At 36.4% G+C, this 12710-nt stretch carries 14 protein-coding genes and 1 pseudogene; 1 reads left to right on the top strand and 14 read right to left on the bottom strand.

From position 1 onward, the window contains the following. Positions 1-40: 40 nt before the first annotated feature. The 13 genes and pseudogenes from pcp to MHH42_RS15380 all read right to left on the bottom strand — a co-directional run bounded on the left by pcp (position 41) and on the right by MHH42_RS15380 (position 10649). Positions 41-688 carry a pyroglutamyl-peptidase I gene (pcp, locus tag MHH42_RS15320; RefSeq protein WP_000859721.1) on the bottom strand — a complete coding sequence of 216 codons (648 nt, stop codon included), beginning with the start codon at positions 686-688 and terminating at the stop codon, positions 41-43. A gap of 15 nt (positions 689-703) precedes the next feature. After that, positions 704-1666, bottom strand: coding sequence for a DUF979 domain-containing protein (locus tag MHH42_RS15325; protein ID WP_070173410.1), 963 nt, complete (start codon positions 1664-1666; stop codon positions 704-706). Between the two features lies 1 nt (position 1667). Continuing rightward, complete coding sequence (locus tag MHH42_RS15330; protein ID WP_070173411.1) at positions 1668-2363, bottom strand: DUF969 domain-containing protein; 696 nt, start codon at positions 2361-2363, stop codon at positions 1668-1670. A 22-nt stretch (positions 2364-2385) separates the two neighbouring features. Next, entirely contained in the window at positions 2386-3147 is a 762-nt protein-coding gene (gene pxpA / locus MHH42_RS15335; RefSeq protein WP_340893540.1) for a 5-oxoprolinase subunit PxpA, read from the bottom strand. Between the two features lie 18 nt (positions 3148-3165). Continuing rightward, positions 3166-4155 (bottom strand): 5-oxoprolinase subunit C family protein, encoded by a 990-nt coding sequence (locus tag MHH42_RS15340; RefSeq protein ID WP_070173413.1) that lies wholly within the window; start codon positions 4153-4155, stop codon positions 3166-3168. Continuing rightward, a complete protein-coding gene (gene pxpB, locus MHH42_RS15345) occupies positions 4146-4859 on the bottom strand; it encodes a 5-oxoprolinase subunit PxpB (RefSeq protein ID WP_070173414.1) in 714 nt (237 codons plus the stop codon). Before pxpB ends, MHH42_RS15340 begins: the two co-directional genes overlap by 10 nt. A 14-nt stretch (positions 4860-4873) precedes the next feature. After that, positions 4874-5626: an IclR family transcriptional regulator gene (locus tag MHH42_RS15350; RefSeq protein ID WP_070173415.1), complete on the bottom strand. Its 753-nt coding sequence runs from the start codon at positions 5624-5626 to the stop codon at positions 4874-4876. Between the two features lie 440 nt (positions 5627-6066). Continuing rightward, the gene (locus MHH42_RS15355) at positions 6067-6900 is read right to left on the bottom strand and encodes a DNA alkylation repair protein (protein WP_070173416.1); all 834 of its coding nucleotides are present in this window, start codon (positions 6898-6900) and stop codon (positions 6067-6069) included. A gap of 159 nt (positions 6901-7059) precedes the next feature. Beyond that, positions 7060-7611: a signal peptidase I gene (gene lepB / locus MHH42_RS15360; protein ID WP_000662508.1), complete on the bottom strand. Its 552-nt coding sequence runs from the start codon at positions 7609-7611 to the stop codon at positions 7060-7062. A gap of 23 nt (positions 7612-7634) precedes the next feature. Beyond that, complete coding sequence (locus tag MHH42_RS15365) at positions 7635-8312, bottom strand: copper homeostasis protein CutC (protein WP_070173417.1); 678 nt, start codon at positions 8310-8312, stop codon at positions 7635-7637. 741 nt (positions 8313-9053) lie between these two features. Further along, positions 9054-9509 (bottom strand): VOC family protein, encoded by a 456-nt coding sequence (locus tag MHH42_RS15370; protein WP_070173418.1) that lies wholly within the window; start codon positions 9507-9509, stop codon positions 9054-9056. A 234-nt stretch (positions 9510-9743) separates the two neighbouring features. Next, positions 9744-9941: pseudogene (locus MHH42_RS15375) on the bottom strand (CPBP family glutamic-type intramembrane protease); the annotation flags it as partial. Then, positions 9942-10649 (bottom strand): ArsR/SmtB family transcription factor, encoded by a 708-nt coding sequence (locus MHH42_RS15380; RefSeq protein ID WP_070173419.1) that lies wholly within the window; start codon positions 10647-10649, stop codon positions 9942-9944. It lies immediately after the preceding pseudogene. 69 nt (positions 10650-10718) lie between these two features. On the opposite strand from MHH42_RS15380, the gene MHH42_RS15385 reads away from it, so the two are divergent. After that, positions 10719-11189 carry a DinB family protein gene (locus MHH42_RS15385; RefSeq protein WP_000991288.1) on the top strand — a complete coding sequence of 157 codons (471 nt, stop codon included), beginning with the start codon at positions 10719-10721 and terminating at the stop codon, positions 11187-11189. A gap of 229 nt (positions 11190-11418) precedes the next feature. On the opposite strand, the gene MHH42_RS15390 is transcribed toward MHH42_RS15385, so the two are convergent. After that, the gene (locus tag MHH42_RS15390; RefSeq protein ID WP_070173420.1) at positions 11419-12567 is read right to left on the bottom strand and encodes an acyl-CoA dehydrogenase family protein; all 1149 of its coding nucleotides are present in this window, start codon (positions 12565-12567) and stop codon (positions 11419-11421) included. Positions 12568-12710 lie beyond the last annotated feature (143 nt).

The following is a 12710-nucleotide window of genomic DNA, read 5'->3' on the forward strand; positions in this document are numbered from 1 at the left end:
TACCAGTTGTTTACAGGAGGTGTTGTACATTTCACTTTACTTAATGCGTCGCGCCCCCAATTTCTACAATATCTACCTCTACTTCCGTCGTTACTTCGATTGCCAACTCTACCCCTTTACTAATAGTAGAAAGTGACATACTCGGTTGCCCTGGGTAGCTACTCGCTTGTTCTGGTAAGAACGGAATGTGAATGAATCCGCCTTTTATTTTCATATCATGTTTTTCTAGTTCATACATAAGTCCATAGAATAAGTGATTACAAACGAATGTACCTGCCGTTTGTGAAACAGATGACGGTATGCCTTCTTCGCGAAGTTTTTTTACGATTGCTTTCATTGGGAGCGTGGACCAATAGGCAGCAGGTCCTTCCTCAACAACCGGTACATCCACCGGCTGATTCCCTTCATTGTCAGCAATTCTTGCATCATCAATATTAATTGCGACACGCTCTATCGTAATATCTGGTCTACCCCCAGCTTGTCCGATACATATAATCATTTCCGGCGACAGTTCTTCTATATATTCTTTTAAAACTTTTATTGATTTATGAAATACAGTTGGAACTTGTTTACTTATAATCTTGTACTCTCCGATTGTTTTTTCATGTAAGCTTTTTGCGACTTCCCAAGCTGGATTGATACTTTCTCCGCCGAACGGATCGAACCCTGTTAATAATACTGTTTTCATCGTTTTCCCTCCTAATTAGAAACGATATACTAAGCCGTACATAATAAACATATTTATGATAAAGATTGAAAGCGCGATGGGTACTTGCGCTTTAATAACAGCATTTTTATCTTTTAACTCTAAAAGCATTGCTGGAACGATATTAAAGTTTGCTGCCATCGGCGTAAGCAGTGTTCCGCAATATCCAGCAAACATGCCGAGTGCGGCCATAATCGCTGGATTCCCGCCGTGCATTTGAACAATTAAAGGTAATCCGATTCCGCCAGTGATTACTGCAAACGCTGCGAATGCATTCCCCATTACAACTGTGAAAAGCATCATTCCTAAACAGTACGCCATAACAGCAACGAATGGATACTCTGTCGGTAACACTTTTCCAACTAAATCAGAAACGACTTGTCCAACACCAGACTTCGCAAAAATGCCGCCAAGTGCTGCTAACATTTGTGGTAAAATAACTGCCCAACCAACAGCTTGTAATAATCTACTTCCTTCTTGAACAGGCGTCGTTATTTTCGATTTTGTAATACGCATCGCCGCAACGAATGCGAGTAATGCTCCTAACGCTAATGCAACTAACGTTACTTTATCTGGATCTACAAGGGATACATTTCCCCATTTGATTTTCCCTAACGTTAACGTACCGATAATTGTAAAAATAGGAATTAAAAGTGCAGGCATGAAAATTTTATTTTTTAATTTCTCAGCATGTTTCACACGTTCTTGTACAGGTACTTCTTTCTCCTGAGATTTTGTTACTTTATTCAATGAAGCTAACACGACCATAGCGAGCAAGATACACCCAACGTAAAACGAAGGTATTACATTTCCGAATAAAAATGTAACTGCGAATAATGCCCAAAATAAGCTAGAACCGAATCGGTTTGGATGTTCACGATCGAATGCGATACGCACAGCGATAAAGGCAACGATTATACCTAATACATAATAAATTGTATCCATAGTTATGATGTTCATCTTATATAGCCTCCTTCTCTTGTTTTCCTTCTACCTTCATTGTTTTCGCTATATATTTATCAAACCTTCTGAATCTAATCCAGCTTACGATTAGTGCGGATATTGCTGTTGGAATACCCCAAAGCGCCATATCCCATACCCCGACATGCATACCTACTGAATCGAAGAATCCTTTCATTAATAAAATCGCACCAGTTGCGATAAAAATATCTTCTCCGAAAAACCAAGCTGTATTTTCCGCAGCAGCTGCGTTTGCTTTAATCTTTTCTCTTAATTTTTCCGGAAGTTTACCGTATTTACCTTGTGCCGCTCCTTCTGCCATTGGTGCAACGAGCGGTCTTACTGTTTGCGCATGACCACCAATATTCAGCCCTAGTGCCGCTGATGATTCTCTTATTGTAAAATATGACATTAATACTCTTCCAGTTGTTGCCCCTTTTGATTTCGTTATAAGTGCTTCTGCTCTTTCTTTTAAACCATAACGCTCTAAAATTCCGATTACAGGTAAAGTTAGTATAATAGGCATAGACATATATCTATTTTCTATAAAAAATTTACCGAACATGCTGATGACATCATAAAAACTTAATCCTGAAACCATACCAGTAACAATTCCTGCAACCATTACTACTAATAGTGTATTTAACCTAAATAGAAAGCCAACTGCAACAAGTAGTATCCCAATTAATTTAATCATTTCCAGCACTTCCCCTCATTTTTTATTTCGGTGCACATATAGAAACACCATTAAGTTCGAATGTTCTGTATATTATCTCCGCAAATTGTACCGCTTTCTCTCCATCGCCATGCAAACAAATTGTTTGCGCCTGAACTGTTACTTTCTCTCCATTCACCGTTTCTACATATCCTTCTTTTACCATTTGAAGCACTTGTTTTATCGCTTCGCCTTCATCTGTTATAAGTGCATTTTTTTCTGTACGACTTGTTAATGTCCCATCTTGCTTATACGTACGATCAGCAAAAACTTCTTGCATGAATGTTACTTTATATTTTTCTGCAGCTTGTATAAACGCCTCGCTATTTGCTAATCCGTAAAGTAATAGATCCGGGTTCATATGAGAAATTGCCTTTACGATTGCATCTGCAATTGCTGGGTCAGTTGCCGCCATATTATATAGGGCACCGTGCGGTTTCACATGATGCATCTTCGCCCCTGCCGCTTTCACAAACCCGTCTAATGCACCAATTTGATATAAAACGTAATCATATACTTCACTTGCTGAAACATTCATGTTTCTTCTTCCAAATCCAATTAAATCAGGAAATCCAGGATGCGCCCCTATTGCTACGTTATGTTTCAAAGCTTTTTCAACTGTTTGACGCATAACGATCGGATCACCCGCATGAAAACCACAAGCAACATTTATAGAGGAAACGAACGGAAGAATCTCATCATCATTCCCCATTTTATAAGCTCCAAAACTTTCTCCTAAATCACAATTCAAATCGATTGTCGTCACGATATTTTCCTCCTACTCTCAGCTTCGTAAAGCGATGAACTTCTTTAATAGTTTCATATTTTCTTCCTGCTCTATGTACAATCGCTCCGCTTCTTCTATAGAAACTTTTTCAAAAGTTACATAGTCCCCTGGTTTCAGCTGGGCAAGCAGAGGTAAATCTACTGAAATGACATTTCCGATTCTCGGATAGCCACCTGTCGTTTGCCTATCTGCCATTAATATAATAGGCTGCCCACCATTTGGAACTTGAATGGTTCCAAATGTAACAGGACTTGATAGAATTTCTTGTTCTATTTCTCTATTTAAAACTTCCCCATCAAACCTATATCCCATGCGATCAGCATAATTGGACACTTTATACTCTTTCATAAAAAATGACTCTTTACTTTTTTCTGTAAACTGATTATATTCAAAATCTGTTATGACGCGAAGCGTAGGATGCTTCTTATATTTTGGTAAGACGTTATTTCGAATTGCCCATTTTGTTTTTATTCGCTCTTCCTTTTGTAAGTTTTGAATGAAACGACTCGCCATTTCTGCGTGCGTACCAATTTGAAAATAGTCACCCTTTTTGAGCATCCTTCCTTCAATCCCGCCAATAGCAGCTCGCATATATGTACTTTTACTTCCCATTGTATGATCAATATGAATACCACCAGCAAATGTTACATATGCTCTGCACCCACGTTTCGCTTTTCCAAAACAAAGCATGCTGCCTTCTTCTGCTAAAATAGGACGCCATAACGGAATTCGTTCTCCATTCAATAACGGTTCCAAATCCGCTCCGCCAATCGCGATCAAAGTCGTTTTCTTTAGTAACAATTTAGGTCCCATTATCGTCATTTCTAAACCTGCTTCATTTTCTTCATTACCGACTAACATATTGATTAGCCTAAGTGCATTTTTATCCATCGCACCGCCAACTGGTACACCATACTGTTGATAATGAAATCGTCCTAAATCTTGGACTGTTGTAAGCATCCCCGCATGTAAAACCTCTACATCCATTCTTTAGCCCCCTCTAGCGATACGTATTCTTCCTTTGTTACCGGGATAAAACGTAAATACATACCACTTTGAATATAGGTAGGTGATTCTTCTCTTGGATTAAATAATGAAATCGGTGTTCGGCCGATAATATTCCATCCACCCGGTGTTTCAAGCGGATAAATACCTGTTTGCTTTCCACCAATCCCTACCGAACCAGGAGCAATTTGTAACCGTGGTGTTTCTTTTCTAGGTGTTTCTAATTGTTTTGATAATCCCCCTAAATATGGGAATCCTGGTGTGAAACCTAACATATACACAAAATATGTTGTTTCGCTATGTATACGAATAACATCCTCTACTTGCAAACCTTGATAATGTGCGACCTCTTCTAAATCCGGCCCATATTCGCCTCCGTAGCAAACTGGTATAGAAATATGTTTCACATTCTCGTTCACTTCTTCTTTATATGAATCACACAGCTCTTGTATATATTTACAAACGTAATCATATGACCTTTCACTTCTCTCATTTTGCATCCATACTTCGTACAAATTATAGTAAATTGCTAATGAAGTAAACGATGGCACACATTCAACCATTCCTGTAAATGGATGTTGTTTCAACGCTTGAAATAATCGCTGCACTTTTCCGTATATATCCATCCTAATTTCTTCACCAAACGTAACAATAATCGCTTGATCCCCTAACGCAGAAAATTTCATCCCATTCCCTCTTTCTATGCCAAAAAGCCGAGTTCTTTCGAAATGCGGTATGCTGTTTCTTTCACTTTCGCAGTAAAATATGAAATGTTACTTTCGCCATACTCAATTGCTAAACCTGAAATACTAATACCTGCTACAACCGTTCCATCATTCGCAAAAATCGGAGCTGCTATAGCCGCTGTATGATTTTCTAATTCAGAATAACTAATTGTGTAACCTTCCTTTTTCGCTAGTTGTAATACTTCTAGCAAATGTTCCTTATTCACAATTGTTCCATCCGCAAACTGTTTTAAATCGGTTTCCTCTACGTACTTCCTTTTCTCTTCCTCAGAAAAATAAGATAGTAAAATTCTCGGACATGCCCCCGCATAAAGAGGTGCTCTTCTTCCAACCGCTGTATAAACACGTACCGGCTGAACTCCTTCCATCTTTTCAACGTAAATTGCATCATTACCATCTTGAATAATTAAATTAACTGCCTGCCCTAAACTATCTCTAAGCTCTTTCATATATGGAATCGCAATATTTCTTACTGATAATCTTTGTGAAACAAGTTGCCCAAACCTTAAAAAAACGACTCCAAGACGATATTTCCCCTTCTCATTTTTTTGTAAAAGCTCCATTTCTTCTAGCGAACCGATTAAACGATAAACAGATGTTTTCGGCATATTTGTAAGCTGAACCATCTCTGTTAAACTTAACTCTTCATGCTCATAAAATAACTCTAAAATATCCATTGTCTTCACTGCCGTTTTATTTATACTCATCCTATCTCCTTTTTGTTCCGAATTTCGGAACTTTAATTCCATTTTTCGAAACAAAGATATAATTTAAAATTATAAAATATTCTTTCAATTCTATCAATATTTTTTTCACGTACATAATCCGATATATTTTGTCCGTTATTAAAAAAACACAAATAATAAGTGATTTATATAAAATAAAAGGCCCTTGAATGATTGACAAAACTTTAACACGTGAAGAACGAACTATTAGAATAATAGTTACAATAAAAAAGTACGGAAGTTTAGATTTGAAATAAAATTTGATCACTTTTCATTAATAACACTGCTATAAAAGAAAATATAAAGAGCATGTTTGAATCAATTTTTGATCAAAACATGCTCTTCTCATTGTTATTCACAGTATTCTTTTTTAACTTGATTGATTGTTCCTTCGTTCAACTAACAAGTCTATTAGGTACATATTACTTATTTTTCAAAATCGTTCTTTTAGCTTTTTTAATAATTCTACTAGTTGATTTTATGTCAGTATCCTTTGCCCATTCTTCACACAGGTTCATTACCCAATCCGGTTTCGTTTTACTTGCATCATTTAACCAGTTCCCAACCGAATCTTGGACATATTTTGATGGATCTGATTTAAGTAAATTAAGAATAGGAAGTGCTTTTTCAGGTTCTTGTTTTAATATTTCAATATGTTTACTCCATACACCTCGAGGGCGAATAGATTCCACAGAGAACCTACGAATATTCTCATCTTCACTTTTTGCCCATTCTACTAACAACTCCACACTTTTTTCTATATTCTGTGAAAGATCTTCTCTAATAGACATCCAAGCAATTTCTCGAACACCAAAATGATGATCCGCTGCAAAAGGTCGAATGTACGTTAATGTATCTTTTAATGTGTTATTTGATTTTTTATTCATAAACGCTGCCCAACATCGTACACTATCTGAAATATGATTAGATAATTTTAACAATACATCTTCCTTGTTTCCTTCATTCTCTTTGAGTATAATTTCATCCAATAAAGTTCCTGTTATTCGTATGACTTTCATTCCTGTTTCCACGTTCTGTTTTTCTAATTCAGCTACTATGCTTTCCAAACTATTCTTGAGTCCTATTGAAGGTAAGACATTTTTGAGTAGTTCAATATGATTTATAGCTAGCCATTCTGTTAGATTAACACTTTCTACTTTCCCTTGCTGTAGTAATTGTAAGACCTCTTTAGGAATTTCGTTTGCTTTCCTGGCTCCTTTCCTGTTTAAGATAACTTCTGCTTCTTTCGTTATCATTTAAATTCCCCCCTTGCAATACTATCTTCAAATAAACAGAGGCCATTTTGAAAAATAATAATCAAAATGACCTCTGTCTGTCTTTCTTAAATGAACATTCAGTTTCACAAAAAATGTGATTTAAATCCACCGGAAGAATATTTCTCCCATACTTTTTCTTTATAACGCTCTTACTTGTTTCAACGGCCAGAAAACAGCTTGTCCTTTTCCGACAATTTCATCTTCTGAAATAAAGCCAAACATGCGACCGTCCTTAGAAACTTCACGATTATCTCCTAAAACAAATACTTGGCCTTCTGGCACTTTCGTTTTTCCTGTGATTTGTTCTAACGTAAAGTCTGGAGTTAATACTCGGCCTACTGCTTTTTCTTTAAACTCTTTTAAATATGGTTCTTCCATCACTTTTCCGTTTACGTATAAAACATCGTTTTTATACTCAACTGTATCACCTGGTAAACCAATTACTCGTTTTACTAAGTCGTACCCTTCTTTTCCATGGAAGACGATAACATCGAAGCGATCTAATCCACTTATACTATAACCAATCTTATTCACGAGAACGCGCTCATTATTTTCTAAAGTAGGCATCATTGATTCACCTTGCACTAAAGAAGGTGTAAATAAAACACCGCGAATAATTACAATTAGTACAAGGGTAAACCCGATTGTTTTAACCCAAGAGAATAATTCTTTCTTCGTATTTTCCTTCATCGTTTCTCCTCTTTCTTATGCAATTATTTTATTATTTCAACTAATCCTCGCACTAAACTTCGATCAATTTCAGAAAAACATGATTTACCTTCTCTTACCGCTGTACCGACATGAGCTTGCGAAATTCCAGTTTCATCTAATAACTGCTTTATATTTTCTTTCGTTACACCACTTCCAGCTACAAGTTGAATTTGACCATCGCTTACCTTTTGCATATCTTTAAGCACTGGAATATTCTCTACTATATTTCCTTGTCCACCTGAAGTTAACACGTGAGTCACTTTATGGAATTCCTTTAAAGTTCTCATCGCTTCTACTAGGTTTTCTATATCATCTATCGCACGGTGATACGTTACATTTATTCCATCTACAACAGATAACAAATCTGCTAGCTTCTCTTTATCAACTTCTTTTTGTTCGTTTAATACGCCTAATACAACGCCTGCTGCACCTAACTTCTGCGCAACGCTAATGTCTTCTTTCATCATTTCAATTTCTTCTTCCGTATATGTAAAAGACTTCGCATGCGGACGAATCATAACGTGAATCGGTATATTTACTGCTTCTACCGCTTTTTTAATAAATGCATAACTCGGCGTTAATCCACCTTCTGTATAAGATGAAATTAATTCAATCCGCTTCCCACCCGCGCTTTCAATTCGTTTCACATCTTCTAAACATGTTGCAATAACCTCTAGCATGAGATAACCTCTTTTCGTGCTTTTTTCTTATTATACATTAGTAAAAATAAGAAGCCTAGCTTTCTCCTATAAAACTATAAAAAGAAGAATGAAAAGAAAGATTTTTTCAATTGATAACACTTATTTGTAATGTGCTATTTTTCATGAACAATACTACTAAAAAGAGAAAAAGATATACATCTTACAAAAGAACATTCCATTATCTCTCGTTCAGATGTATTTTTTAGAATTGAGTTCTTCGAAGCTATTCAAGGGATGCTGCCCATTGCTATCAAGCTAATATTTTGGAGCATCCTCAAAACAAAAAATTGTACATCCTCATCTGGAGATGTCAATTTTCTCGCTTTGGAGTAGTTGCTCTTCTTAGTTTGATGAGCATAGGGTAGCTCAGGAAAATACGAATTTACAACGTTAAAGAAATTCCAAAATTAAAAGCCAAATTTCTCAATATTAAAATTAAGGAAATTGGCTTTTTTGTCGCTCTGGAGAAGAGCCCTTTTATTGAATAATAAATTTCTTCAAATTGAGAGGAATTAGCATATAACGTTTTCACAGAGATGTTACCTGAATCTCTTCCCTGCTTCTTCCCCGGCGACCAAGTGGTTCGGAGAGTCCTTTCGCTTGCATGTTATGTTATATGACGTACCCTACTTCTTAAAGTTACTTTCACACTACTATTCTGTTTCAAATTTCACTTCAGTAATATATTTCAGTAAAGTTTTTTTATAAAACGTCACTTTCTTATTTGTTACCGAGTTGTTCCGCCAAACCGATTAGAAGCCCTTCGGTTCCACGAATGTAACAGAGTCGATACGAGTCCTCGTACTGAACCACTTCGCCAACGAGCTGAGCACCACACTTAGTCGTGAGTCTGTATACCATTTCGTCAATGTCTTCAACAGTGAACATGACGCGTAAATAACCGAGGGCGTTTACAGGAGCAGTCCGGTGATCTGATATAGTAGGTGGGGTGAGAAATCGCGAAAGTTCAATTCGGCTGTGGCCATCTGGCGTAACCATCATAGCAATCTCTATGCACTGGGAGCCCAGTCCGGTTACGCGACCAGCCCATTCACCTTCGACACTAGCTCGACCTTCGAGTTTCAAGCCAATCTCCTCGAAGAAAGAGATTGCGTCATCAAGAGATTCTACAACGATACTGACATTGTCCATTCTTAGTATTTTGTTCTTTTCCATAGTTTTATCTCCTTATGTGTAAACATTTATTATCTAATCATCTTCATAAATTATTCTATTAAAAGTTACAAATTCCTTCCCAATAAAAAACACCTTATCACCGTTTACATTCAAACTGCGGTTTTTCGACGTACAAGGGATTACCTACATTATTAGTCACTGTCTAAATTGTAATCCTCGTTTATCATTTCTGTTCCTATTTTTTAACTTTGCAACAGAACTATGTTTAATTTCTTACAGAATGAAACCAAGGCAATTGTTTAATATATGTATCGCCATGACATATGCAATGGATCTTTTAGAAATAAGATAAGCAATAGTAAGTATCACCGCACCAGGTAAATAAATAGCAAGATCCGAAAGCTGGTTCGTATGAAGAACTGTAAAAATTATAATCGAAATGATAGATGCAATAGCAGTACCAATATAATTTCAAGCATTTCTTTCTTCAGTTTTCATATCAATATCTAATTGATTTTCCAATAATTTTACGCCCTTCTTTGTAAGATGAACCGCTCGACTCTTATCCGTTTTTGTAATCCATCCCTGTTCAAAAAACAGTTTTGCTATTTCAGACCCTAACCAACCAGAAATATGGTAGCGTCGTTCACTCCAATCAAGACAAGGTTTTGCAAATACTCTCCTTTTTGTCTCTGCCTTTTCAATATTTATTCCAAAATTCAGAAACCATTCTTTCCCTTGTTCCGTTACAATATATTCTCCATCTTTTAAAGTTATAAATTCCCTAACTAGTAATTTTTCAGCTATCTCTACACCAAGTTTGCCTGCAAGATGATCGTAACAAGTTCGAGCATAACGAACTTGTTTTAATTGACCCGATTGTTTTAAAGAGCGAACTTGAACTGTTGGTGCGATTGTTCCTAACTTTTCAAGAACTTCCGCTACCTCTTGATTAGCAAGTCGATAGTAACGATGTCTACCATGTTGTTCAACTGTAAGTAGATTCCCCTCTACTAATTTAGAAAGATGAGAACTAATTGTTGGATGCGACACTTTTGCCATATAAGCTAATTCACTAGCAGGCAGCGCCTGATTATTCATTAGACAATCTAAGATGATTGCTCTTGTAGGTTCAGCAATTAATTTAGCTACATATGAGATATTCGGATATACATTCATATTTCGATGATACCCTAACTGTTAAATTGATACAATTATTTTAAATTTAATTGTAAAGGGGATTTTAAAATGAATGCAATTGATCTTAGTATTTTAAATTTAAAAGAAACGAGAAGACGCTCAGAAAAATTATGGAGTTCTCTTCCCAATAACTTTCTTACTTGGAAACCTGATAATGAGGCTATGTCCTTTGGTGAGATGATTCGTCATGTATGGAGCTCAACTTTTTACTATCATATGATTTTAAAAAACAACGGATCGATAAACGACATACAAATTCCGTATGATAACGAACCAATTATTTGTGTTAAAAAAGAGATTGCACTAGCACAATCATACTTCACTGACTTCATAGAATATGTTCAATCAATAAACGTAACAGAGTTAAATTCAACACTTATTGATCGAAGCGATGTTGGCTATCAACGATATTTAGGAGATATGCTTTTACGAATTGCCTATCATGATGCAGTCCATGCAGGTCAATTTTTACAATATTTGCGAATGATAAATTTGGAAAGACCCTTAATTTGGGATTAAATCTAGTAAGTATTTACAAGATTTCCAAACTGGCATTACAATAAATATTTTCATCCAGGAACATTTATGAAATCATGATAATCATTTATATGAAAACACTACATTTCAAACTAGGATGGCAAACAAATAAAAAGCACGTGTTCGATTACTAATCAAATACGTGCTTTCAAAACAACTATATTGTCCATAAACAATAACATTTAAATTCATAAGCTCTATTCCTAAAACATCACGACCGAAATGCTGCATCCGCCAGTATAGACAATGTTGCATCATCCATCGGCGGATTGTGTAAACCCGCTCTGACATTTAAGTAATAACGATGAAGTGGATTTTTTTCTGATAAACTTTTCGCTCCTACGATACGCATTGCTTTATCTACTATAGATATCGCCGCATTTGTTACTGCGTATTTCACTGCCGCTAGTTCTGCTTGTAGTGATAGTTTATCTTCTGCCTCATCGTACTTTTTCGCAATTTGATATAAAAAGACGCGAGCTTGCATAAGCTCAAGCTCTATTTCTCCAACTAATCTTCTAACACTCGGTAATAAACTAATAGAATGGCTTAAACTATTTGGCTTGTATGATTCCGCAAACTGAACTGCATAATTTCTTGCTGATTGTGCGATTCCTAAATAACATGCTGGTATATGTAGCAACCAGCCAATACCCTTTTGTTTCACTTTCCCGCCCAATACATTCGTAAAGAAGCGGTTTTCTATCTCCACATTTTGTAAGACAAGGTCGTGGCTAGCAGTTCCTCGCATCGCAACGCTATCCCATGTTTCTTCAATTGATACACCGAGCGTATTTCTTGGAATGACAAACTCACCAACTTCTTCTCGGCCTTCCATACTTGCTGAAATAATAAAATAATCAAGTACTGGTGCCATCGTTGTAAAAGTTTTCCTTCCATTTATAATCCACTTCTCGCCTTGTTGCACCGCGATTGTTTCTGGTTTACCACCACGCGTCGGACTTCCTGTTTTCGGTTCTGTTGCTGCCCGATTAAAGAGTGCACCATTACGCACTTCTTCGCAAAACCATTTGAACATTCCATCATTCCAAGAGCGATTTTCAGCTAGCTCTTTTACAATACCGATATGCCATCCAATCGATAATGCAGTAGCTCCACAGCCTTCTGCAATTTTCTCTTGAAATAAAACGAAGTCATATAAAGAAATCGCACTACCACCAAATTCCTTCGGTAACGTTAATTTCGTATATCCGATATCTTTTAAATTATTAATATTTTCATACGGAAATGATCCTAATTCACTTAATTGATGCTCCCTTTCCATGAACTTCGGAATCAATTTATTTATTTGTTCAATAATGAAAGATTGTTCTTCTGTTTCAACAAATGAGAGTGCCATACTATAATCTCCTTTATCCCGCTATTTGCGGGCAGTAAAACTCCCACCTCAAAATTCGGGTGGAGCAAAGAAGTTCAGTGGGAGTCGGGCTGCCCGTAAATGCTCGATTCATAAACCGTTCATTTTGTCATTATGATTATATG

This window comes from Bacillus sp. FSL L8-0099 (assembly GCF_038006385.1).
Classification (GTDB): Bacteria; Bacillota; Bacilli; order Bacillales; family Bacillaceae_G; genus Bacillus_A; species Bacillus_A toyonensis.